Below are 22,491 nucleotides of genomic sequence, written 5' to 3'. Positions count from 1 at the left end.
AGCGGCACCTTGCCGCCGGCGAACGGACGGTCCGGCCTCAGCCGGTCCGCAGGGTGGGGACTCCCGGCGCTGGAGGATCGAGCCGGGCGATGAGCCTGCGGCTGATGCGCTGGAGTTCCTCGTCGTGATCGATGCTCTGGAATCTGCCGCCGCGCCGGGGCAGTGCCAGTTGCTCGCGGAGCAGGGGCAGGGCCGGGGCGGCGCGGGAGCCCATGCGGTCCAGGCAGGACACGACGCGGTTGGCCGTCGCGGGGTTTTGGGCCATGGCCCGCAGCAGGGTGTCCAGGACGGCCGGTGTCTCGGCCGCGCCGCCGATCTCCCAGAGCGCGGCCGCGCAAGGCACCCGGACCCATTCGTAGTCGTGCGTCAGGAGGTTGCGCAGGCGCGGCAGGGCGGCGGAGGCGGGCGGGCCCATCTCGCCGAGCAGATCGGCCGCGTCGGCGTTGCGGTCGTCGAGGAGGCCGAGCAGGAGCGGCATGACCTCGGACAGGTCACCGCCGACGGCCCACAGTGCGGCGACGGCGCCAAACCGTGTGCGCGCGTCGGTGGCGGTGGTCAGCGGCCGAATCGTGTCCAGGGCGCCGGCCGCCGCCGGTCCGAACGCCCTCAGTGCGTTCAGGGCTGATCGCGTGATCTGGTGCTGCTGGAGGCGCACTGCGGCGCCGAGTGTGTCCGCAACCACGGCGACGGCGGTCGGGGCGCCCAGCGTGGCCAGGGCGGAGAGGATCGCGTTGGCGCTCATCTCGGTCCGCTGCTGGGAGAGGTCCATCCGGCGCAGGTGGCCGCAGAGCCTGGGCACCAACTCGTCGGCCGCCCGCGGCAGATAGCGTGCGACCTGAACCGCGCGCCACGCGTCGACGTCGCTGTCCAGCGCGGCCAGCAGACTCGGCAACGCACGTGCGTCGCCGAGGCGCGCCAGGGCCCGGACGGCCTCCTGGTGGCTTCTGCGCAGCCGCGCCTGCGGCGAGGCCCATACTCCCGGGCCGTGCGCCGCGCGTTGGGCGTGGATGTGCGCCGCGAGTGGCTCCCGGGCCGGGGCGGCGATCGGGTGACAGGACGCCAGGACAGCCGCAGCCTCGGCGGCGACCTCCTGGTCGGCCGTGGTGAGCTGATCAGCGACGAGCAGGAGGAGGCGCGTGTGGTCGGCGCGCCAGGTGCGCATGAGTTCCCCGCCCATACGGACCGCGTCCAGGCGCGCGCCGGGGTCGGGGCTGCTCAGCTGCTCGGCCAGCACCTCGGTGCGCTCCGGCACCCGGGCTCCCAGAACCTCGTGGAACGTACGCAGCAGGGCAGTGGTCGGTGCGTACACGCGCGTGTGCCGGTCGAGATCCTCGAAGGCGGCGACGATCTGGGGCGCAACGGTGTCCGTGGGTGTGGCCGGGCGGCTCGGGACCGGTGCGATCCCCCGTACGGGCAGGGCGCGGGCGCTCTCGCGCAGCAGGCCGACGGCGGCCGGCACGACGTCCTCGCCGATCTCGTCCGGGGCGCAGCGAGCCCGGTGGACAACGGTCGCGAACCGGGTCACCGGATCCTGGGACGGGTCGGCAGCGAGGTCGGCAAGCCAGTCCATCACCTGCTGGGTGACCGCCGGCATACGCAGTGCCAGGGTGGCCGCCGCCGCCACGATCCGCTGCCGTGCCGCGATTCCGCGCTCGACGGCCAGCCGCTCGCGCAGCACCACGGCGGCCCGGTCGGCGTCGTCGAGGAAGAGCCCCAGTCCGGGGATCGCGGCCAGACGCACATCCGGGTCGACGTCACGGACGAGTTCGGCGAACCGTGCGCCCCGCTCGCGCAGGAAGGCGAGGGCCTGCCCGCAGCCCGTGGGCGGGCAGTACTCGATCTCGGTGCCGTCGTCCTCGAAGCCCCGCTCAAGGGACTCCCGACCGATACTGACCAGCAACGCGACCACGGCGGCCCGGTCGGGCGTGGCGCCGTCGGCGGCCAGCTCGAACAGGAAGGGCAGACTGGCTGCCGTGGACGGGTACACGTCGCCCTGGTGGTGGACCGCGCCGTAGAAGCGGTCGAGAGCCTTGCTGCGTTCCTCGGTGTCGCGGGAACGCAGCGCCCACAGCAGCGCCGGTACCTCCTCGGCCGAGCCGTACGCATGCTCCATCGACGCCCAGTCGATGTCATGAAGTCCGTCGAACATGATCAGAACCATGCCAGCCGGCACTGACAACGGAGGTGTCGCAAGTCCACCACCGTGGGCGGCAAGGCCTCACGCGCCGCGAGCCTGCGCGAGGTCGACCGGTTCCGGGCGTCCCATCCGCGCCGCCGGGCAGCGGCGCACCACACGCCAGGCCCAGCCCGGGTGTTCCACGCCCAGGTCGGCGATCCCCTCGGCGCGGAGCGCCCGGCACGTGCGGACCAGAGCGTCGGTGACGCGAGACGAGTTGATGCGAGGAGTTGCTGTGACGGTTCCGGTGGCTGGTGGGCAGCGCGGGCCGCTTCGTGCTGTCGTCGGTCGGGGTGGAGGACGGCCCTCGCGGAAGGGGTCCGTCACATCGGGAGGGAGAAGAGACGCACTGGCTCGGAAGGCCAGTGCGCGTTGTCGCGCAGGGGTGTCACCATGGTCCGCAACGGCATGGTCACCAGGCGGTTTTCGGGTTGTTCGACAAGGACCTCCTTGTCGAGGGGGTGCCATCCGAGGCGCTGGTACAGCGGCACAAGGGGAGGCCGGCAGAACAGGAGCGCGTGCTGAGGGCCCATCGTGCGAGCGTGCTCAAGTGCCGCTGTGACCACACGCCGGGCCAACCCCTGACCCTGTAGATCGGGTGCCACGGCCACTCCACCGACGCCCACTACTTCTGTCTCGACGTCGCCGATCGCAACAGGCAGCCGTAGGAGGCCGGCGTGTGCCACAAGCCGGTCGCCGTGTCTGATACCGAAGTGTTCGTTTTTGGGCAGCCAGGTCAGACCGGCCGCGGCAACACCGAAGGGATCATCGCCGTCGCCGAGGATCTCGTCCTGGTCTGTCTTCGTGTACCGCGGGAGCCGCACTGCAGCCGATGCTGCGGAGGATTGATTCTCAGGCATCCCCATATGATGATCTCTCCTCCGAGGACCGGCCAAGTGACCGATCATGGGCCAACTCGTCGACGAGTCAGCGACTTCGGTTGGTCAGCCTGCTGTCGGGCTCTGCGGGGTCTGCGCTCGCGTGAACCCGTGGCTCCGCTCCACTTTGGCCACATGCAGCGTGTAGCTCTGGTACCACTCGGCTTGCCCACGCTTTTGCGCCGCGCGATGCTCGGCGTTGGTCCGCCACTCGGTGAGGGCGTCGGCGTCGCGGAAGTACCCGACGGTGATGCCCAGCCCGCCGGGAGTCTGTGCGTGGTCCATCCCCAGGAACCCCGGGACGCCCTTCACCAGGTCTTCCATGCGCGCGTTGGTCTCGCTGAAGCCGCTCTGGTCCTGGCTTCGCACCGAGGTGAAGACAGCCACGTAGTAGGGGGGTTCATAGGCCTCGACGGGCGTGACAGGCGCTTCGGAATGATCGCTCATGACGCCACCGTAGGGCGGGACGCGCCCAACGAGCCAGCGTCTTTCCCGAACGGGATACATAAGGGATCGGGCTCTTTACCGAAGCCGTCGTGGCGTGCGGTCACAGGGCGGATACCGCTCGGTCAGCGGCACGGGCTTCAGGTCAGAACGGCTCGAAGCTCGGGTTGACCGGACCGATCTCGCCGCGTGCTGCCAGTTCGTCCAGATCTTCCGGCTCAAGAAACTCCAGGGCATCCGGATCGATCCCGTGATGCGGATCCACGTCGCGCAGGCGCGTGACGAAGGAGAGAACGAAGTCGGTGAAGGGTCCGTCGAAGACCTCGGGGTCGGCTCCGTTGATGTTGGTGACGACCTTCCAGTGGTCCGGCTCCGGGGCGCACGGCCAGAAGAAGTGCTCATCGCCCGAGTAGTCGTATCCCCAGGAGATGAGGCCGCCGGGCTCGGGATGGAACCGGAACGGATATTCGTGCGGCTCACGTCTCCACGACCGGCCGAACGACTCGTGGATCTTCCGCATCCTCGTGATCAGCGGACTGGAACCTCGCGGCTGGAAGACGACCAGTTCGCCGCAGATCACGCCCGTGCCATAGGTGTCCAGAAACGCCTTGAAGTCGTGGGGCAGCGCTGAGCCGACGTATTCCTCGACCTCAGCCCAGTCCTCCGGAGAGGATTCACGTGCCGACGGCGTTCCGAACACCTGCACAAGATCGTCCACCCTGGCCATGTGCCCTGCCCCGCCCGGTCGTCCGTTGCTGCCCGGGAACCTAGTCCAACGCCGGGTCGGGCACCAAACGTGGGAGTCGGCCGCGGATCGGTCCCTGGCCGTGGACGCCAGAGGGGGCGCTCAGAAGATGTTCTTCTCCCGGTGCTCCGCTCTGAGGGCGTCGAAGCGGGCCCGGACCTCGGGCTGACCCAGGCCGTGCTCGGCGAGGATCATGAGGCTGGCCAGTTTGTCCCGGGACTCCATGAAGCCGCGCCATTTCTGCTGCGGCTTCAGCCATGTGTCCAGAGCGGCGAGAATCGCGACGAGAAGGGCCAGCACGGGCACCCATTGCACGATGGATGTGCCTTTTCCGTCGGCCAGGTTCTGGTCCGCGGCGACGACCGCGCTGGCGATGATCAGAGAAGCGCGTGAGACGTAGTAGCTGACACCGTAGTTGAGGGTGGCTCTGCGCCACCGTACGAGTTCCCGGTTCATCTCCTTCCGCAGCAGGGCCGACGGCTGATCCGGGACAACCGGTACGCGGGGAGCGGGTTCCCCGTCGTCGTTGTGGCGTCGCTCGGTCTCGTGCATGCGAGGACACTCCTTTGTCCGGACGGCACCAGACGATCGGTTCAGTCCGGCACTTTCCCTCGGGCCGGACCGGTCACTCTCCGATCAAAGGATCAAAGGCTTCAGTTCGGCGGCGACTGCCGTACATCGCAGGTAGTTGACGGCGTGGTGGAAGTCGAAGAGCCCGATGCATTCGTCGACGTCCACGTCGACTTCGGGGAAGTAGCGGGTGAAGGGGCGCGCGATGGTGACCAGATCGCCGGGGTCGGAGACGTTGACCCAGCGGGCGACCCCCGGTGGGCGGGCGATGACGTCGTCCACGGGTCCCGGGACGAGCCGGGGGAAGACCGCACCTTGCAGCGCCAGGGGGGAACCCAGCGTGATCAGGCACCCGACTTCGAGTTCGGGATGCTCGTGCAGCGCCTCGAACACGGTCACGGTTCCCAGCGAGTGCGCGATCACCGCGTCCGGGGTGTGCGCCCTGATGGCCTCGGCCACCGCGCCACGGGCGGCGAGCCGTCGAGGTGAGTTCGGGTGCTGCAGATACGTGGCCAGTTCTCTGAAGAAGACGGCGACGAACAGGTCGGTCAGTCGTCCGTCCAGCCCCAGGGAGTCGGCCGCCATGGCGACCGCGTGTCTGAGCGGCACGGTCAGTCGTCCATGTGCCGTGGCTCCGGGCAGCGCCATGGCGTCCAGGAGGTCGATCAGCATCGACCTGGCATCGTCCGGCAACTCGTCGACGCCGGACCCGTGTTGCCGGGGCGTGGCCGTGTGCAGGTGGCGTGCGTAGGGTGCGAGAACCAGATCCACGTCGGCCGGATCACGACCGAGCCCGTCGGCGAGGCTTTTCGCCCAACGCCGTGTCCGGGCCGCGTTGTCCCGGTCGTGGTCGGCGCCCGGACGGTAGTGCCCGGCGCCTGGAACGCCCACGATGGTCGCCAAGAACACCTCCGGCCAGTTCGCGAAGTCCGCACGGAAGCACCGCCTCGCCAAGCTTATGCTCAGGTGAAGACGGCGGGCGAGGGGCTGAATTGACGGCAGATCGTGTCGAGCGACCACCGGTAGGCGCTGTGGACGGCGAAAGGGCCACGTGGTCCGGCAACGCCGGCCGCGTCAGTTTCGTGGTCGGATTCCGCGGTCCCGGGCCCGACCTCGACGAAGAGGCCGATCTGGAGGAACTCACCCGGCCGGTGCTCACCTACGCGGAACGGTACGCCGCCGATCTCCAGAACTCCCTCAAACCCTTCGGTTACCTCGCCGCGCATGACGAACCGGTAGGTGAGTCGGCCGAGTTCGACAGCCGGCTCGTCACGGTGCTCTCCGGGCGGAAGATCGCGGTGGTGCATGTCCTCGCGCACGGAGACAAGGACGCGCGCACCCGGAAACTTCATGTCATCGCGAACGACGGTGCACGCACTTCCCATGTCGAGTCCTGGCTCGAGCAGGTCGAGGCGGCGGACCCCCTGGAGCGTCCGCTCGTCCTGTTCGTCCTGGACATCTGTTACGCGGGCGGTCCGCTGCTGGAGCGCTGGCAGCGAGAGTTGTACTCGGAGGACCGCAATGCCTGGGTCATCGCCGCGTGCAGCGAGGACAAGCCCTGCTACGACGGCAGGCTGACCCAGGCCTTCTCGACGGTCCTCGACCGTTTCGCGTCCGGCGAGTTACGGGTGGACCCGGGCGTCGCGCACATCCCGACGCCACGTATCTGCCGGGAGATCGCGGCAGAAGTGTCCAGGCTTCGAGGGGACGGCCCGCCCCAACGGCTCGAGTACACCGCCATCGGGCTGGGTGACGACATCAGTCATCTCGTCTTCTTCCACAACCCGCGGCACGACGCCGCCGGTTCGGGGCTGCTCGAACGCCTGGAAATCGATCCGGCCGTCCTCCCCCTGCTGCCGGACGGGCTGGAGCATTTCCTCGGCAACGTCTACTCTCCGGCAGGCCCGGTGTTCCAGGGCCGGCGAGTTGCTCTCGGTGTCCTGGCAGAGTGGCTCGGCCGGCCTGCGTTGTCGCTCGGCATCGTGACGGGCCGGCCCGGATCGGGGAAGTCCGCACTGCTCAGCGTGCTCGTCTGTGCCGCCGACGGGCGTCTACGACGTGCCGTGTCAGCACTGTGGGAGCAGGTTCCCGAGATCCCTGCAGAGGTGGACGACCTCGCGGTGGTCCATGCCCGGCACCTCGGCGTCGCGGAGATCACGGACTCCCTGACCCGTCAGTGGAATCTGGCACCGCCCACGAATGCCGCGAGCGGCCGGGCAGACAGCCTCACCGACCTGGTCCGGGCACGGTTCCCGCACGGCACCGCGACCTTGGTCCTCGACGCTCTGGACGAGGCGGATCGCCCGGAGGACGTCATCGCCGCAGTGCTCCTGCCCCTCGTGAGGACCCATCGGGAGGATGGTCGCCCGCTGTGTCGCGTCGTGGTCGGAACGCGCCAGTGGCCAGGGGCGGATCGCCTGTTCGAGCACGCCCGCGGCAACGGCGAGATCCTCGACCTCGACACGGCCGCGCCGGCCGAACTCGTCACGGATGTCAGTGCCTTCGTGGCCGCGGTCCTGTCGGCCGAACCCGCCTATCGACGTGATGATCTGCGGCCGGTCCGGGACGCCCTGGCGAAGTCCATCGCGGAGCATTCCGTCGCCGCCGGGCTGCCCTGGGGGGAGTTCCTCTCGGCGGGGCTCTACGCACGGAGCCTGTTGGGACAGCCGGCTGTCCGTGGTCTGCGCCGAGCGGAGAGCGTGGGCGCCGCGATGCCCTCTGACCTGCGGACGCTGCTCGAGTACGACCTCGTCGCGCGGCTGCGGCACCCGCTGGCCGGAGCGGTCCTGTCGGCGGTCGCCCATGCCAAGGGCCAGGGCATGCCGGAGGAGACGGTACGAGCCCTGGTCCCCGCGTTCACGGGCGGAGTTCCGCCGGAACCCGACGAGGTACGCGAAGCCCTGGACACGGTCGGTTTCCATCTGCGCCGCGGGCTGGATGAGGAAGGCTCCACGCTGTATCGCGTCTTCCACGAGGGTCTCGCCGAAGAACTCCGCCGTGAGCCGCTGACCACGGAGAACTCCGTCGCAGAGGAGGCCGAACGTTGACGGTCGAGCAGTCACTCGCCATCTGGACACAGCTGGAACCGGCGGCCGACCAGCCGGGGCGCTGGGAGAACGAATCGCCCTACCTGCTCGAGCACGCGGCTCGGTACGCGGCCGAAGCGGGACGGCTGACCAACCTGCTGGCCGACGCGGACTTTCTCACACATGCCGATCCGGCCTCGGTCTCCCAGGAGATCTACCGGTCCGCCGAGGCCCGCTCCTGCCTGCCGGGAATCGTCTACCGGTCCTCCTACGACCGGCACAAGGACGCCCCGCCACGGATCCGTCGGCACATCCTCGCCTTCGACGCGGCGCGTGCCGGCGACGAGGCGCTGCTGCGGGGCCTGGAACAGCACTCACCCTGGCGCATCCGGTGGGCGACCGGCGGGCAGTTGGCGCCCGCGCTGTCCCTGAGCCTCACCGGCCACGAGAACGACGCATCGGCTGTCGACACCTGCCTGCTGGACGGCCGCCCGGTCGCCGTCACGGGCAGCGAGGACGGAACCGTACGGTTGTGGGACCTCCTCAGCGGCACGGTCGTCCGCGTGCTGCGCGGCCACACCGGGTGGATCGGGACGGTCGTGACGACCGTGCTCCGGGGACGGCCGGCCGCCGTCACCTGTGGGGACGACGGAACGGTCCGCGTCTGGGATCTGCTGGACGGAACGGCTGTCGACGTCCAGGACCACGGTCCCGCCAAGGTGCACCGGCTCGCCCTGCACGGTTCCCTTCTGGCCACCGCGCATTCCGACGGGACCGTACGTTGGCGGGATCTCTTCCAGCGCGGCGCGGGCACTGTGGTGGCGGCACACCAGGGGGCGGTGTCCGGTGTGGCGGTCGTCGAGATCGAGGGCAGGGCACACGTCCTGTCCGCCGGCCACGATGCCGCCGTGCGGCTCTGGGATCCAGCCGGCCTCCGGGCCACCCGGACGATGGCGGGGCACACGGGCATCGTCACCTCGGTCACGGCATCCGCTCTGGATGGCGTTCCCTGCGCGATCACGACCTCCAGCGATGGCACCGTCCGCATCTGGGACCTGCGCCGGGAGACCGGACCGAGCCTGCTCACCGAGCACGACCGGCCTTTCATGAACGGAACCACGGGTCGTGTCAACGGCTCGCACTGTTTTCTGGCCACGGCGGCGGACTCAACCGTCCGTGTCTGGGACCTGGGGACGCTGCGGCCCGTCCGGCGACTGCCGGGGCGTACCGTCTCCGCCGATGTGGCCGTGTGCGAGCTCAATGGCACGTCGCACGCCGTCACCTGCAGCGCTTCCACCGTCCAGGTGTGGGACCTGGCGATCGCGGGGCTGGAGCCCCCGTTGGGGGCGGGCCATTCGAATCAGGTGTCCACGCTGTCCGCCGTGGACCTCCAGGGAAGTCCGTGCGTGGTCTCCTCGTCCTGGGACGGAACCGCGCGTGTCTGGGATCTGTCGAGCGGTCTGCGGGGCGAGCTCACAGGTCACAGGGGCGGGCTTCGTACCGTCAGCACGGCGGTCATCGACGGGCGGCCGTCCGCGATCAGTTGCAGTGACGACGGCACAGCAAGGGTGTGGAACCTGCTCGACGGATCAGCACCGCAGGTTCTGCAGCAGGGGAACACACCCGTCACCTGCGCGGCGAGCTACCAGCGGCCCGAGGGGACCTTCGTGGTCACCGGGGACACCAGCGGAACGTGCCGCGTCTGGGATCTGCGGACGGGCCACATGCTGCGCACCCTCACCTGTCACCGGGGGACCGTCTCCGGTCTGGGTGTCACCCGCATCGGCGGTACCACCTGTCTCGTCACCTGCGGCTGGGACCGTACGATCCGCACCTTCGACCTCACCACCGGGGAAGCGCTGCAGGTCATGGCGGGGCACGAGGACACGGTCAACAGTCTCGTGGTCTGCGCTGTCGACGGCCGGCCGCACTGCCTGACCACCAGCCACGATCACACGGCCAGGCTGTGGGACCTGGCGTGGGGCACCCAGGCCGGAGTCTTCACCGGACACACCTCCACGGTGTCGGCGGTCGCGCTCAGGGACGGTACGGTCGCCACCACCGGGTGGGACAGGACGCTCAGGCTCTGGAGTCTTTCCGCCACTGAGCAGCTAGACATGTACACGTTCACGGACATCGTGGACGCCGTCACCTTCGGCGACGACGGTTCGCTGGTCGTCGGGGTGGGCTGGGAGGTCGCAGTCGTCGAACACCGATCACTGCCCCGCCGGTGAACGTCGCGGCGGCCGACCGCCCGCGTCCAGGGCTCCGCCGGACCGACACCACAGAGCCCCACAACGGGGAACGCCCCTCCACGGGCGCCGGGATAGGGTTCAGCCGTGGAACGGATCCTGGTGGTGGGCGTGACCGGCGCGGGGAAATCCACCCTCGCCCGAAACCTGAGCAGCCGCCTGGGCCTGCCCTACCACGAAATGGACGCCCTGTACTTCAACGGCCCCAGTTGGGCCACCAACAGCAAGCTGGCCGAGGACGTATCGGAGCTCACTGCCGGACCTCGCTGGATCATCGACTCCCTCGGATATCCCGAAGTCCGTGACCTGCTGTGGGACCGCGCCGACACCGTGATCTGGCTCGACTACCCCAAACACGTCGTCATGCCCCGCGTTCTGCGCCGGTCGCTGCGCCGCACCGTCACCCGCGAGGTCCTCTTCGGCGGCAACAGAGAGACCTGGACGGGCTGGCTGAGCCGCGAACACCCGGCCTGGTGGGCCTGGACGCAGCACAGAGCCCGCCACCGTGAAATCGAGCGCCGTCTCCGCGATCCCCGCTTCGGCCCGCTCCGCACAGTCCACCTGCGCCGCCCCCATCACACGACGGCCTGGCTGACGACCCTCTGACCGGGCAGACCGGACACCGGTCCCCCATCACCGACGCAGCGGTCGTCCGGTCTCGAGAGGACAGCAGGGGCTGCGCCCGCAGCCGGAGTGGGGACCATTCCGGCGGACGCGCGGTCGGAACCCGGACCAACGCCGACGAGTTCGGCGGCTCGCCGTCTCCCGTGCCGCGTCGGCGGGTTCCGGGCCCGAGACGTCGGTGACCGTGACGTACACCCCGGCCTCGACGCCCGGCAGTTCGCACGGCACGCCCATGCCCACCTCGTCGAAGGCCGACCCGGCGGTGAAGCAGTCGCCGAGTACCGGGGTCACGGAGGACTCCGTCACACAAGGACAGGGCTCGGGGACACCGGATCTCCGTGCCGCCACCTGCCCCACCGAGATCACCTCGGGGGCCTCCGGCGACTGCGTCAAGGCCCTGCAACTCCTCCTCTCCGGTCACGGCCTGTACGTGACGGCAGACGGCAGGTTCGGCGGTGGGACCCTCGCCGCGGTCAGGGCCTTCCAGGCCGAGGCAGGGCTCACCGTCGGAAAGGCGGACGCGCTGACCAAGAAACTTCTGTACGGCCTGCCCCGTGGGCCGGTCCGGAGCGGCTCGCTCACCGTGACCGAGAGCGTCGACGCCGTCTCGGTCGCCCGATGTCTCGACACCCGCGGCGCGAACGTCCAGGTGTGGGGGTGCAAGGGCACGGCCGGTCAGAAGTGGGCGCTGTATCGGCTGGCCGGCCAGAACACCCAGTACCGCGTGGTCGATCAGGGCACCCATCTCTGCTAGATATCGAGCAGCCGCATCCGCAGAATTCGAGGTCGCCGGGTCAGAAAAGCGGCAGAAATAGGCTCATTGCATCGACGGCAACCGTGAGGATTTCTCAACGGTGGCCGACTACCCAAGTGGCGGGCGGAGTTATGGCGTGAAAAAATATGCGAGCGCGTCTGACGCGGGGCACGCGTCATGAACGGGAAGGGCGGATACGCAAAGGAGCCAATCTTCCGTCCTCCGAAGGAGGAGAACATGGATGTGATGTTCGATCCGTCAGCCTATCCACCCTTGGCTCTCGGATTCTTCGGTCTCGGTACCGGATACCTCGTGTACGGGCCGCACGAACTGTTCGGATATCCGCCGGAGAGCGACGCGACGGACCGTGCTCTCGGCGTCTGGGGAATATGGCTGCCGGGCATGTGCCAGTTCGTCACAGGGATCATCCTCTTCGTCGGGCTCAGCTGGTTCGAGGTCTTCACGAAGTCACCGCCACTGTATATGGCCGCGCTGGCCTTCTCGGCGTACGGAATCCACTGGTTCGCGATGGGCTGGAACCGCTATCGCGGCAATGAGGCGCGCACCAATGCCGGTATGTGCGTCGCCTACATGGTGATCTCCGCTATGGGCGCGACAGTGTTCTTCAAGGTCAAGGACTGGCCGGTGGGCCTCCTCTTCGTGGGGCTTTTCGTGATCTACTTCTGTCATTTCTTCTCCGTCATCGGCGTCAAACTGGGCGGACGCGGACTGGGGTTGTTCCATATCCTGACCGGCGGCTGGCTCATGTATCTCACCTACGCCGTCGCTGTGAATTCTGCCCTGGGCTACCACTGGAGGGCGTGAGCGACCAGGCGGATCGGTCCGAGAGCCGGGAGTCAGGTCGCTCGAAGCTGTGCGGCCTCGTGGCGGAGAGCCTCCACGGTGGCCGTCACCTCGGGAGAGCGGTCGCGGGCCGTGACGGCGACCGTGGCCCGGCCGAGCCAGGCGGGATCGTCGACGCGGACGACGCGGACGCCGGTGGGGACCGCCGCGGCGGCCAGTTCGGGCAGTACGGCGATGCCGAGACCGGCGGCGACAAGACCCAGGCGAGTGGGCCATTCGCGGGCGGCGTAGGCGATCCGTGGGTGGTCGAGTGTTGGCCAGGCGCCGAACTGGGGGTCGTCACGCAGGCCCTTGCCGACGATCCAGGCTTCGTCTCTCAGTTCGGTCACCGGGATGGTTCCGCGGCCGGCGAATCGGTGGCTCGCGGGCACGGCGAGCAGGAGACCGCCGTCCAGGAGCAGGTCGCGGAGGAGTCCCCCGACGTCGTAGGCGGGCAGGTCCGGTCCCACGGCGATCACCGCGACGTCGATGCGGTGGGCGCGGAGTTGGCGCAGCTGGGTGGGTGAGGACGCCTCGCCGAGCTCGACGACCAGGCCCGGGTGATCGTGTCGCAGGCGTGCCAGTGCCCTGGGGACGAGGACGGTGGCGGCCGAGGGGAACGCGGCGATGACGACCCGCCCGGTGAGGTGGTCCCGCAGTCCGGCGAGGTCTGCGCCGACGGCGTCGATCTCGTTGACGACCGTAGCGGCCCGGCGGGCGAGCAGCATGCCCGCCGGGGAGGGGGCGACCCCACGGGCGCCCCGGACGAACAGCGGTACACCCGCGGCGGCTTCCATCACCGCCACCTGACGGGACACCGCCGACTGCGTGTATCCGAGCGCGTCCGCCGCGGCGGTGAACGATCCGGTGTCGACTACGGCCTGGATGACGCGCAGGCCGGTGAGGGTGTAGTCGGCCATGGCGCCATCCTGACACATTCCGGAATGGCATGTCTTCTGTGCGAGAGCCTCGCTGGTGGAATGTCTCGATCGGCAGCACGATGAAGGAGCGGCGGCCGGCAATCCACCTATCCCCCAGAAGGAGCACCCATCATGGCGAAGACGTGGTTCATCACGGGCAGTTCGAGGGGCTTCGGCCGTGAGTGGGCGGAGGCGGCGCTCGAGCGCGGCGATCATGTTGTCGCGACGGCTCGGGACGTCGGCCGGCTGGCCCCTTTGGCGGAGCGGTTCGGGGACGCGGTGTTGCCGGTCCGGCTCGACGTCACCGACCGTGCGGCGGTGTACGCGGCAGTGCGGCGTGCGCGTTCGCATTTCGGTTCGCTTGACATCGCGGTCAACAATGCCGGCTACGGGCATTTCGGCATGGTCGAGGAACTGGGCGAAGACGAACTCCGGGCTCAGATGGAGACCAACTTCTTCGGCGCGGTGTGGGTCACACAGGCCGTTCTGCCCGTGATGCGGGCCCAGGGGTCGGGAAGGATCCTGCAGGTGACCAGCGAGGGCGGCGTACGGGCCTTCCCCGGCATCAGCGCGTACCACGCCTCCAAATGGGCCCTTGAGGGGTTGTCGGAGTCCCTGGCGCAGGAGGTGGCTCCCTTGGGCATCCACATCACCAACGTCGAACCTGGTCCCTATGCCACCGACTGGCTGGCCCGCGGGGCACGGCACAGTGCGCGGCACCCGGAGTACGCCGAGGTCCACGCGGCCACCGCGGTGGATTTCGAGGTCGGCGACCCGCGCGCCACCCGCGACGCGATCCTTCGGATCGTCGACGCGGACGAGCCCCCGCTGAGGATCTTCCTCGGCAAGTCCTTCACCGACGTCGCCGACCTCTACGAGGAGCGTCTGAACACCTGGCGCCGGTGGCAGCCGGTGTCCCTGGCCGCCTTCGGATGAACGGATGAGGGGATGCGGGGACGAGCGGAACAGTGGCAGCACCGCCGGCATGCCGGCCGCACCAGCGGCAGCCCAGCCCGCCCGTTGCCGCCCCGGGCCCGTCCACCGGAGTGGACGGGCCCGGGGCTGGGCGGGGCGCTGGGTGCGTCAGTTCACGCGGATCGTCACCGTGACGGTCTTGAGCACGGCCGGCAACTTGGTGGTGTCGACCTTCAGGATCTCGCCGTTGTCGGTCTGACCCGTCGGCGGCAGCACCTTCTGGTGGACGGTCCATTTCCCGTCGGGGTCGACGGCGATGGTGTCGATGCCGAAGTCGTCGTCGTTGGACAGGTACAGCGTCTTGCCGGCGTCCGTGGTGGCGACACCCTCGACCTTGTCGTGCCCGAAGAACTTCCCGCTGGGGTCGAGCTGGCTCACCAGCGTCCCGACGTTGACGTACGGCTGCTTCTGCGCGACCTGGACGCCGGCACCGGTGAGCGCGGTGAGCGCGGCGTTGGTACCGACCTTGCCGACGAACGCCTCGGGCGACTTGCCGCCGACCGTCAGCCCGCTGACGTCGTTCGCGCCGTTGATGTCGACCTCGTAGAGGGACTTCTGCGCGAACGGCTCGAAGTTGCCGTCCCGTTCGTCGATGACGAACTTCGTGTCCGACAGTGCCGTGATCTCGCTGTTGGCGTCACCCGTGGTGGCCGGGTCGTCCAGCAGGTACAGGTACTGCTTGGTCTTCCACGTGCGCAGGTCGATCGTGACGATGCGGGTGGGCGACAAGTTGGACGCCTTGGTGCTGCCGAGATCCGGCTGCTGCAGCGCGGCCTGCATGACGCCCACCAGGGTCGAGCCGTCCGGCGTGACCGTCAGGCCCTCCATGCCCTTGTTCTTCGAGCGGTTGGCCAGTTCGGCCGGCAGGTAGCCGAGGATCTTGTGGTACGCGTTGTCCGGGCTGTCCTTGTACGGGGTCAGCCGACCCAGCTCGTAGCCGTTCCGGTCGAAGTGCGTGACGTACGGACCGTACTCGTCCGAGACCCAGAACGTGCCGTCGGGCAGCGCCACCAGGCCCTCGGAGTCGTAGCCGTAGGGATCCCGGGCGACGGGCACGGGAGTGCCGCCGTTGGCGTTCGTCGCGGCGACGTCGTCGATCACCTCGCTCGTGTCGTGCGGCGGACGGCCGCTGTACAACACGCCGCCAAGGTTCTTCGGCCCCTTCAGGGTGACCTTCTTGACCAGCTCGGCCTTGCCCTTGACGAGCTTGAACTCGCCGATCTGCGGCGTGAAGTCGGTGAGCATCTCGGACTTGTTGCCGTCCGGGGCGTCGGCGTTGGGGCCGCGGTCGGTGAGGCCGTAGAAGTAGCCCGACCGGCCCGGCACCGGGGCGAGCGCGGAGCCGTAGCCCTCACCGGAGATCTGGGTGGTGGTACCGCCCGGGCCGGCGACCGTCGCCAGCGAGGGCAGCGGGGCGCCGTTCGGCTGGGTGTCCTTGAACAGCTGTACGGCGTCGGTCGCCGTGTACGTGAAGGTGTCCGTGCCCTTGAAGCCGGAGCTCGGTGTGTACGTGAACGTGCCGTCCGCGTTGACCGTCGCCGTGCCGTGGGACGGGTCGGTGTGCCGCACGACGGCGGTCGCGCCGGAGTCGTTGCGCAGCACGTTGCCGGTCACCTTGTCGTGGCCGGAGAAGGAGTCGGCGGCCGCGTCGAAGTCGTGCGCCGGGGCGGACAGCCAGCCGTGGGCCTGGGCCACGACTGTGCCGGTGCCCGCCACGGCGACGGTGACAGCGATCGCTATGCCGATCCGGGTGCGGTTGCGCAAGCGAGGTCTTGAGGTCATGCCCATGAACTTGTAGGTCAGTGATGAACTCTGAGTCGTTTTTGGGTGAACCGGCAGTTCAAAACGGGCCTTTTTTCGTTCCTGGGTTTCAGTGCGTCAGAGGGTCGCCGTCGTCTGCTCCCCCGAGGCGCTGCCCGCGAGCCACTGGTCCCATCCCAGGTTGAAGTCGGCGTAGCCGTTGTCGGCCGGCGCCTTGGCGCGGGGCGAGCCGGTGATGGTCACGGGGTCGCCCTGCTTGACCTGGCCGTAGAACCACTTGGCGTCCGACATGGACAGGTGGACGCAGCCGTGCGAGCCGCGCGCGCTGCCGCTGCCCGGGTTCGGGTCGCCGGTCGAGTAGTGCACGTAGGTACCCGACTGGGTCAGGTGGACGTCCCAGGGCAGGGTCAGGTCGTAGTAGTTGGGGCTGCCCTTGTCGCAGCTGATGCCGACGCTGCAGGAGGTCATGTGGACCTTCTCCTGCTTGTCGATGACGGCCATCGTGCCGTTCCACGTCGGATACTCGGCGCTGCCGGCGTTGATCGACAGGGTGCGTACCGTCTGGCCGTTGCGGGTCACCTTCATGGTGTGGTTGGTCACCGAGACGTCCGCGCGTACGTCGTCGCCGATCTTGAAGGTGTGTGTGTAACCGTGCACGCCGTAGCGTCCGTTGCCGTTGCTGACGCCCTTCATGTCGGCGTCGATCTTCACCGTCGTACCGGAGGGCCAGTACGTCTTCGGGCGCCAGTCGGCGCGCCTGTCGCCCATCCAGTGCCAGGCGCCGGCCACCGGCTGTGAGGCGCTCACCTTCATGTGCTTCTCCACCGTGGCCCGTGCCTTGGCCGCCACCGGGTTCGTGAAGATCACCGAGATGGGCATGGCCACACCGACGGTGGTTCCCGTCTGCGGGGTGATCGTGTCCAGCAGCATCGGCGGGCCCGCGGGCTTCGTCGGCTTGGGCGAGGCACTCGCACTCGGCTTCACCGACGCCTTCGCGTCGTCGCCGCTCGCCTTGTCACTGCCACCCCCGCCGCAGGCGCTCGCACCCACCACCAGCACGCCCGTGACGAGTGCGATCCCTATGCCGCCCTTGCGCCGCCTCACGGTCTGCCCCACTCTCTCGTTCTTCGGCCCTTGCGGGCCCGACTCCCGACTAATTGTCAGACAGTCATGGCATGGCCCATGGTTGCCTGTCTCGCGTAAAGCATGTCCCAAGATTCGGTGCACACCGCAAGAGGTGCGAGTCAGGCGGCAGTCCAACTGCGCCCACGCGGACGGCGACGCGGATCTCGCACTGCACCGCTCGGCGACGGCGGGCAGCTTCACCCAGACGTACGCCCCGTCCAACACGGTCGACGCGAACACCACGAGCTACTGGGAGAGTGTCAACAACGCCCTCCCGTACGGGTTCCAAGTGGATCTCGGCCACCCCGCCGGCGTCCGCAGGCTCGTCATGCATCTCCGCCGCTCGCCGACCTTGTCCGGGTCCCGATGGGCTTCGGCCTGGTCAACCGCCGGCGGGGGTGTCCCCGCGGAACGCCCCGGCCACCACGGGGACCAGTTGCCGTTCGATCTGTTCGGCGGGCATGGCGGCCAGTTCGGTGCCGATGGGTGCCAGCGCGAGCCAGTTCAGCAGGCCGGCCGCGCAGCGCGTACGGAAGATCAGCTCCTCCTCGCCGACTCCGGGGAGGTTCGCCGTCAGCACGCGGAGGGCCTCCCGGCGGCTCTGGTCGAACTTGCCGTTCAGCCGCTCCCAGGCCTGGGGCGGATCGATGCCGACGCGCGCCACGGTCCGCATCACGGCCAGGTCCTGTCCACCGGCAGACAGCGCGCTCATCATCGGCCGGGCGAACGCCGTCGCCACCTCCTGGAGCGTCGCGGTGGAGGCGAGCGCGCCGAGTTCCCGCAGTTGCGCGTCGAGATACCGCTCCAGCGCGTGCTCTATCGCCGATTCGCACAGTGCCTTCAGCGACCCGAAGTGGTAACTCACCGCGGCGACGTTGGCTCCGGCGCGATCGGTGATCTCGCGGAGCGTCACGCCCTCCTGACCTCGTTGCGAGAGCAACTCCAGGGCGGCCGTCTGCAGGCCGTCCCGCGTGCGCTGACCCGCCTCCCGGCGCAGGTCCGCCTTTTCCGCCCTTGTCATGGCATGCATTCAAGCAGACGATTGACTATATCGTCAACAGTTCCCGCGAACACCCGGGTCACCACCCCGGATCACCGCCGCAGACCCTACCCGGCCAGCCACAACGCGGCAGCGCGCGCACCCCCTCGGCCGCACGATCGAAGAATTCAAACAGTGGCTTGACAGCTTGCATCGTCAGCCATAAAGTCAAGCGAGCGTTTGAATTTTCAAGAGCGCGAGAGAGCCCGTTGTGACGAAGCCCGGACCCTGGGAACCGGTCGGGAGGAGCACGACATGAAGCCGCTCGACCGCGCATCGGTCACCGCCGCGACCGCGGTACCGCCCTGGGTGGTCTTTCCACCGCCGCCGCGCCGGCACAGGCCGCAAGCCGGTGCGATTCACCGAGGCCCTCGGCCGGGTCTCGCGCCAACCCGACCGAGACAACGTTAACTTGATTGCGCAACCAACCACGGAGGAGCACACCGGCATGACGACCCGGCTCGGAATCGGTCTCCCGCAGAATCGGCAGTACGACCTCGGCAAGGACGTGCCGGACGTGGCACGCGCCGCCGAGGACATCGGATACGACAGCCTCTGGGTGTACGAACGGGCCCTGTTCCCGGAACCCCAGACCCAGCCCCTGTACGGCATTCCGGGGCTGGCCTGGCCCGACGCCTACCGGGGCGTGGCCGAACCGCTGGTCACACTGACGCTCGCGGCGGCGGCCACCGAGCGGGTCGAGCTGGGCACCGCCGTTCTGGTGGCGCCGCTGCACATCCCGTTCCAGCTGGCCAAGTCCCTGGCGACGCTGGACGCGGCGAGCGGCGGCCGGGTGGTCGCGGGCCTCGGCAGTGGCTGGTCCCTGGACGAGTACGCGGCCGCCGGGGTGCGCCCGTTCGAGGAGCGCGGCAAGGTCATGGACGAGGTGTTCGAGGTGTGCCGGGCGGTGTGGGGCCCGGACCCGGTGGTCTACGAGGACGGCCGGATCACGAGGATCGCCTCGGCCGTCGTCGGGCCCAAGCCGGCCCGGCCGATCCCGATCCTGGTGCCGGCCAACACCCCGCGGGCGATGCGCCGGCTCGTCGACCACGCCGACGGCTGGCTGCCGTATGCCGACGGTCCCGAGCAGGTGGCCGCCCAGTGGCGCCAGTTGCGGGATCTCGCCGCCGAGCGGGGCCGCACCCGGCCGCTGCGGACGGTGGTGCGGGTGAACCCGGACTACACCGCCAAGCGCCACGAGGGCCCGGACCGCCGGCCCTTCCAGGGCGACGTCGAGCAGATCGTCAGCGATCTGATGGCGTACACCGAGATCGGTCTCGACGAGTTCCTGGTCGACCTCTCATGGGCCACGCGGGACGCACAGGAACTGAAGGACGTGGCCGCCGAGGTGTACTCGACGGCCCGTGCGGCAGGCTTCTGACCGGCTCGCCGGGCAGGGCGGGTGTTCGGGGCTCCGAGGCAGGGGTTCGCGATCAGGCTGTGCGACCACGGGTGGCGGGCCAGCACCGGGCGCCCGGGATTCACCCTGTCGAGGGCAATGCGCCCGGTCGGTGACAGCCGTCAGGCCACGGGGGGCGTTCCGGGCTCCGTCATCGTCTACAGTGCAAAAATCGTCTACATGCCTGTAGTCACCCCCAGGAAGGCCCAGGCCCCATGACCACATCGCTGCACCTCGCCTCGCAGCTGGCCGTCAATGTGCTGGACGCCCGATCGCTGCTGGCCGCCTTCGGCGTGCTGGGCGTGGGCGTGGTGATGTTCGCCGAGACGGGGCTGCTGGTCGGCTTCTTCCTCCCCGGGGACTCGCTGCTGTTCACGGCGGGGTTGCTGTGCACGGGCACCGCCGACCAGGGCGTCCACCTCTCGCTGGGGCCGTTGCTGATCGCGGCGGCCCTAGGAGCGCTGGCCGGAGCCCAGTGCGGGTATCTGCTCGGCCGGAGGGCGGGCGGGGCACTGCTCGCGCGCAGCCGCTCGAAGCGCCTGCACGAGGGAGCGCAGCGGGCCGAGGAACTGCTGGAGCGGTACGGCCACGCGAAGGCGATCGTACTGGCCCGCTTCGTGCCGGTGGTACGGACGGTTCTCAATCCGATGGCGGGCGCGCTGGGTGTGCCGGTCCGGACGTTCACCGTGTGGCAGGTGATCGGCGGCCTGGTGTGGAGCCTCGGCCTCACGCTCGCCGGCTACGCACTGGGTTCCTCGATCCCGAACGTCGACCGCTACCTGCTGCCGTTGGTCGCGCTGATCGTGGTCGTGTCGCTGCTGCCTCTGCTGGCCGAGGTCCTCCGCTCCCGTCGGACCGCAAGGGCACGCGAGGAGCGCGGATGAGCTCGGCCTGCGAGGGGTCCGCGGCGTAACCACCGGCGTGGTCAGGGGGCTGGGTCCACCGCTCGTCGCGCCGTGAACCACTCGTCCGTCACCGGCGGGAACCACCATCCCGCCTGCCGGCGCCCGCTCAGCCGGCGCCGGGACGGGCCAGTCCGAGGTCGTAGGCGAAGATCACGGCCTGGATGCGGTCGCGGGCACCTATCTTGGCCAGGACACGGCCGACATGGGTCTTCACGGTCGACTCGGACACGACGAAGCGGGCGGCGATCTCGCCGTTGGTCCAGCCCTTGCCGATGGCGACGAGGATCTCCCGCTCGCGCTCGGTGAGGGCACTCAGTCGTGCGTCCTCACCGGCGTCGGCACGGCGGGCGGGCACGTGCTCGGCGTACTCGTCCAGGAGCCGACGGGTGAGCGCGGGTGCGATGACGGCGTCGCCGACGGCGACGGCGCGGATGCCGGCGAGGAGTTCCTCGGGGCGTGCGTCCTTGAGGAGAAAGCCGCTGGCGCCGGCCCTCAGCGCGGCATGGACGTACTCGTCGAGGCCGAACGTGGTCAGCACGAGGACGCGCGAGCGGCCACCGGCGGCGGTGATCCGGCGGGTCGCCTCGATGCCGTCCATACCGGGCATCCGTACGTCCATCAGAACGACGTCGGGGCTCAGTTCGGCAGTCTTGCGGACGGCCTCGGCACCGTGCGCGGCCTCGCCGACCACGTCCGTCTCGGGGATGGATTCGAGCAGGACCCGGAAGCCGTAGCGCTGCAGCGGCTGGTCGTCCACGATCAGGACCGTGGTCATCGGCCGCCTGCCCGGGGTGCCAGGTCGAGGGTGACCTCCACCGTCCATCCGCCGCCGCTCGCGGGTCCGGCGCTGACGGTCCCTCCGTAGAGCGCCGCTCTCTCTCGCATACCCACCAGGCCATGTCCTTCCTCGTTCCGGGGCCGGGAGTCCACGGCCGAGCCGTCGTCCCGGACGCGGACCACCAGCCGGGTGTCCTCGGCCACGACCGACAGTCTCACCCGGGTGCCGGCTCCGGCGTGTTTCAGGGTGTTCGTGAGGGCTTCCTGGACTATGCGGTACACGGTCAGCTGCATCCCGCCGTCCAGGGCGTCCATGTCGCCGACGGTCCGGTAGACGACGTCCAGGCCGGCGCCGCGCACCCCGTCACACAGCGCCTCGATGTCCGTGAGGCCGGGCTGCGGGCTGAGTTCGGCCGCCTCGGCCGGGCCGTCCGGTGCCTCCCGCAGCACACCGAGTACGCGTCTGAGCTCATCGAGGGCCGTCCGGCCGGTTTCGCCGATGAGGCTCAGGGCCTCCTTGCCGCGTTCGGGAGCCGCGTCCGTGGCGTACGCACCGGCATCGGCGAGGGTGATGATGACGGCCAGGTTGTGGCCGACGATGTCGTGCATCTCGCGGGCCACCCGGGCGCGCTCGGTGGCGGCCGCGAGTCTGCTGCGCTGGTCGCGTTCCCGCTCCAGACGCGCCGCGCGCTCCCGCAGTCCCGCGAGCTGGGCCCGGCGCATCCTGATCATCAGGCCGAGCGCGAGGGCCCCGGTCGCCGTGCTGAGCAGGAAGAACAGCGCGTCCCAGACCGACACCACCGCCGACACGCGCACCGCGACCAGCACCATCCCCGCCACCATGATCGCGCAGGCCCACGGCAGCTGCCGTAGCCGCCCGTGCAGGGCCAGGCTGTACAGGGCGACGAACAGGGCGACGTCCGCGCGCAGGGCGGCACCCAGCGACCACTGGAGGACGAACACGGCGGCGACGGCGGCGAAGGCCGTCATGGGCCGGCGCCGTCGCCACAGCAGCGGCAGTACCAGGCCCGCCTGGACCAGCAGCATGGCCGCCGGCGGCAGGCGGGTGAACGCGACACGGAACCGGTGGGGCCCGTCGCCGTCCCCGGCACCCCCGTGCAGCAGGTCCGGCAGGCAGAACATGAGGAAGACCAGCACCACCACCGTGGTGTCCAGCACCCAGGGATGGTCGCGGTCGGCGTGGCGCAGCCGCTGGCCGGCCCGGGCGAGCCGGGCGGCCAGCGGTCCCATACCGCCGATGTCGCCGGCGGACGTGGC

20 protein-coding genes are annotated in these 22,491 nt (G+C 69.5%); 8 read left to right on the top strand and 12 right to left on the bottom strand.

Annotated elements, in window-relative coordinates; all coding sequences use genetic code 11:
- Window positions 1-37: 37 nt before the first annotated feature.
- The 6 genes from ABZ642_RS14725 to ABZ642_RS14700 form a co-directional block, all read right to left on the bottom strand.
- Window positions 38-2,149, bottom strand: a complete 2,112-nt coding sequence (locus ABZ642_RS14725; protein ID WP_360482633.1) for a HEAT repeat domain-containing protein — start codon at window positions 2,147-2,149, stop codon at window positions 38-40.
- A 350-nt stretch (window positions 2,150-2,499) separates the two neighbouring features.
- The gene (locus tag ABZ642_RS14720; RefSeq protein WP_360482630.1) at window positions 2,500-3,036 is read right to left on the bottom strand and encodes a GNAT family N-acetyltransferase; all 537 of its coding nucleotides are present in this window, start codon (window positions 3,034-3,036) and stop codon (window positions 2,500-2,502) included.
- A gap of 84 nt (window positions 3,037-3,120) precedes the next feature.
- The gene (locus tag ABZ642_RS14715; RefSeq protein WP_360482627.1) at window positions 3,121-3,501 is read right to left on the bottom strand and encodes an antibiotic biosynthesis monooxygenase; all 381 of its coding nucleotides are present in this window, start codon (window positions 3,499-3,501) and stop codon (window positions 3,121-3,123) included.
- 142 nt (window positions 3,502-3,643) lie between these two features.
- The gene (locus ABZ642_RS14710) at window positions 3,644-4,225 is read right to left on the bottom strand and encodes an SMI1/KNR4 family protein (protein ID WP_360482624.1); all 582 of its coding nucleotides are present in this window, start codon (window positions 4,223-4,225) and stop codon (window positions 3,644-3,646) included.
- Between the two features lie 120 nt (window positions 4,226-4,345).
- Window positions 4,346-4,795, bottom strand: coding sequence for a hypothetical protein (locus ABZ642_RS14705; RefSeq protein WP_360482621.1), 450 nt, complete (start codon window positions 4,793-4,795; stop codon window positions 4,346-4,348).
- An 84-nt stretch (window positions 4,796-4,879) separates the two neighbouring features.
- Entirely contained in the window at window positions 4,880-5,716 is an 837-nt protein-coding gene (locus ABZ642_RS14700; protein WP_360482618.1) for a hypothetical protein, read from the bottom strand.
- A 179-nt stretch (window positions 5,717-5,895) separates the two neighbouring features.
- On the opposite strand from ABZ642_RS14700, the gene ABZ642_RS14695 reads away from it, so the two are divergent.
- From ABZ642_RS14695 to ABZ642_RS14675, 5 genes are all read left to right on the top strand, one after another.
- The gene (locus tag ABZ642_RS14695; protein WP_360482615.1) at window positions 5,896-7,860 is read left to right on the top strand and encodes a hypothetical protein; all 1,965 of its coding nucleotides are present in this window, start codon (window positions 5,896-5,898) and stop codon (window positions 7,858-7,860) included.
- Window positions 7,857-10,073 (top strand): WD40 repeat domain-containing protein, encoded by a 2,217-nt coding sequence (locus tag ABZ642_RS14690; protein WP_360482612.1) that lies wholly within the window; start codon window positions 7,857-7,859, stop codon window positions 10,071-10,073. Before ABZ642_RS14695 ends, ABZ642_RS14690 begins: the two co-directional genes overlap by 4 nt.
- 105 nt (window positions 10,074-10,178) lie before the next feature.
- Window positions 10,179-10,697 carry an adenylate kinase gene (locus ABZ642_RS14685; RefSeq protein WP_360482609.1) on the top strand — a complete coding sequence of 173 codons (519 nt, stop codon included), beginning with the start codon at window positions 10,179-10,181 and terminating at the stop codon, window positions 10,695-10,697.
- A gap of 202 nt (window positions 10,698-10,899) precedes the next feature.
- The gene (locus tag ABZ642_RS14680; protein WP_360482606.1) at window positions 10,900-11,469 is read left to right on the top strand and encodes a peptidoglycan-binding domain-containing protein; all 570 of its coding nucleotides are present in this window, start codon (window positions 10,900-10,902) and stop codon (window positions 11,467-11,469) included.
- Between the two features lie 237 nt (window positions 11,470-11,706).
- A complete protein-coding gene (locus ABZ642_RS14675; protein ID WP_360482603.1) occupies window positions 11,707-12,294 on the top strand; it encodes a hypothetical protein in 588 nt (195 codons plus the stop codon).
- Between the two features lie 32 nt (window positions 12,295-12,326).
- On the opposite strand, the gene ABZ642_RS14670 is transcribed toward ABZ642_RS14675, so the two are convergent.
- Window positions 12,327-13,232 (bottom strand): LysR family transcriptional regulator, encoded by a 906-nt coding sequence (locus tag ABZ642_RS14670; protein ID WP_360482600.1) that lies wholly within the window; start codon window positions 13,230-13,232, stop codon window positions 12,327-12,329.
- Window positions 13,233-13,364: 132 nt separating this feature from the next.
- Between ABZ642_RS14670 and ABZ642_RS14665 the strand changes: the two genes are divergently transcribed.
- Window positions 13,365-14,168: an SDR family NAD(P)-dependent oxidoreductase gene (locus tag ABZ642_RS14665; RefSeq protein WP_360482597.1), complete on the top strand. Its 804-nt coding sequence runs from the start codon at window positions 13,365-13,367 to the stop codon at window positions 14,166-14,168.
- A gap of 147 nt (window positions 14,169-14,315) precedes the next feature.
- On the opposite strand, the gene ABZ642_RS14660 is transcribed toward ABZ642_RS14665, so the two are convergent.
- From ABZ642_RS14660 to ABZ642_RS14650, 3 genes are all read right to left on the bottom strand, one after another.
- On the bottom strand, window positions 14,316-15,989 hold the full coding sequence (locus tag ABZ642_RS14660) for an esterase-like activity of phytase family protein (protein ID WP_360482594.1): 1,674 nt from the start codon (window positions 15,987-15,989) through the stop codon (window positions 14,316-14,318).
- A gap of 96 nt (window positions 15,990-16,085) precedes the next feature.
- On the bottom strand, window positions 16,086-17,084 hold the full coding sequence (locus tag ABZ642_RS14655; protein WP_360482591.1) for a L,D-transpeptidase: 999 nt from the start codon (window positions 17,082-17,084) through the stop codon (window positions 16,086-16,088).
- A gap of 391 nt (window positions 17,085-17,475) precedes the next feature.
- Window positions 17,476-18,114, bottom strand: coding sequence for a TetR family transcriptional regulator (locus ABZ642_RS14650; protein WP_360482588.1), 639 nt, complete (start codon window positions 18,112-18,114; stop codon window positions 17,476-17,478).
- 466 nt (window positions 18,115-18,580) lie between these two features.
- On the opposite strand from ABZ642_RS14650, the gene ABZ642_RS14645 reads away from it, so the two are divergent.
- Window positions 18,581-19,513 (top strand): LLM class F420-dependent oxidoreductase, encoded by a 933-nt coding sequence (locus ABZ642_RS14645; protein ID WP_360482585.1) that lies wholly within the window; start codon window positions 18,581-18,583, stop codon window positions 19,511-19,513.
- Between the two features lie 233 nt (window positions 19,514-19,746).
- Entirely contained in the window at window positions 19,747-20,415 is a 669-nt protein-coding gene (locus tag ABZ642_RS14640; RefSeq protein ID WP_360482582.1) for a DedA family protein, read from the top strand.
- Between the two features lie 127 nt (window positions 20,416-20,542).
- Here the strand turns inward: ABZ642_RS14640 and ABZ642_RS14635 are convergent, their stop codons facing one another.
- Together ABZ642_RS14635 and ABZ642_RS14630 are read right to left on the bottom strand one after the other, a co-directional pair.
- Window positions 20,543-21,211: a response regulator transcription factor gene (locus tag ABZ642_RS14635; RefSeq protein ID WP_360482579.1), complete on the bottom strand. Its 669-nt coding sequence runs from the start codon at window positions 21,209-21,211 to the stop codon at window positions 20,543-20,545.
- The gene (locus ABZ642_RS14630) at window positions 21,208-22,464 is read right to left on the bottom strand and encodes a sensor histidine kinase (protein ID WP_360483433.1); all 1,257 of its coding nucleotides are present in this window, start codon (window positions 22,462-22,464) and stop codon (window positions 21,208-21,210) included. The genes ABZ642_RS14635 and ABZ642_RS14630 overlap by 4 nt, the downstream gene beginning before the upstream one ends.
- Between the last annotated feature and the right edge of the window lie 27 nt (window positions 22,465-22,491).

It is taken from the genome of Streptomyces sp. NPDC007157 (genome assembly GCF_040634235.1).
Classification (GTDB): Bacteria; Actinomycetota; Actinomycetes; order Streptomycetales; family Streptomycetaceae; genus Streptomyces.
Note: the sequence above shows the minus strand (reverse complement) of the source record. Positions and strands in the feature narration are given on the sequence as shown.

What these genes read in the sequence shown, in the direction of transcription:
- ABZ642_RS14660 (WP_360482594.1), bottom strand. Translation starts at nt 15,989, where the DNA reads ATGACCTCAAGACCTCGCTTGCGCAACCGCACCCGGATCGGCATAGCG.
- ABZ642_RS14635 (WP_360482579.1), bottom strand. Translation starts at nt 21,211, where the DNA reads ATGACCACGGTCCTGATCGTGGACGACCAGCCGCTGCAGCGCTACGGC.
- ABZ642_RS14720 (WP_360482630.1), bottom strand. Translation starts at nt 3,036, where the DNA reads ATGCCTGAGAATCAATCCTCCGCAGCATCGGCTGCAGTGCGGCTCCCG.
- ABZ642_RS14630 (WP_360483433.1), bottom strand. Translation starts at nt 22,464, where the DNA reads ATGGGACCGCTGGCCGCCCGGCTCGCCCGGGCCGGCCAGCGGCTGCGC.
- ABZ642_RS14665 (WP_360482597.1), top strand. Translation starts at nt 13,365, where the DNA reads ATGGCGAAGACGTGGTTCATCACGGGCAGTTCGAGGGGCTTCGGCCGT.
- ABZ642_RS14675 (WP_360482603.1), top strand. Translation starts at nt 11,707, where the DNA reads ATGGATGTGATGTTCGATCCGTCAGCCTATCCACCCTTGGCTCTCGGA.
- ABZ642_RS14650 (WP_360482588.1), bottom strand. Translation starts at nt 18,114, where the DNA reads ATGACAAGGGCGGAAAAGGCGGACCTGCGCCGGGAGGCGGGTCAGCGC.
- ABZ642_RS14715 (WP_360482627.1), bottom strand. Translation starts at nt 3,501, where the DNA reads ATGAGCGATCATTCCGAAGCGCCTGTCACGCCCGTCGAGGCCTATGAA.
- ABZ642_RS14640 (WP_360482582.1), top strand. Translation starts at nt 19,747, where the DNA reads ATGACCACATCGCTGCACCTCGCCTCGCAGCTGGCCGTCAATGTGCTG.
- ABZ642_RS14705 (WP_360482621.1), bottom strand. Translation starts at nt 4,795, where the DNA reads ATGCACGAGACCGAGCGACGCCACAACGACGACGGGGAACCCGCTCCC.
- ABZ642_RS14670 (WP_360482600.1), bottom strand. Translation starts at nt 13,232, where the DNA reads ATGGCCGACTACACCCTCACCGGCCTGCGCGTCATCCAGGCCGTAGTC.
- ABZ642_RS14645 (WP_360482585.1), top strand. Translation starts at nt 18,581, where the DNA reads ATGACGACCCGGCTCGGAATCGGTCTCCCGCAGAATCGGCAGTACGAC.
- ABZ642_RS14710 (WP_360482624.1), bottom strand. Translation starts at nt 4,225, where the DNA reads ATGGCCAGGGTGGACGATCTTGTGCAGGTGTTCGGAACGCCGTCGGCA.
- ABZ642_RS14725 (WP_360482633.1), bottom strand. Translation starts at nt 2,149, where the DNA reads ATGTTCGACGGACTTCATGACATCGACTGGGCGTCGATGGAGCATGCG.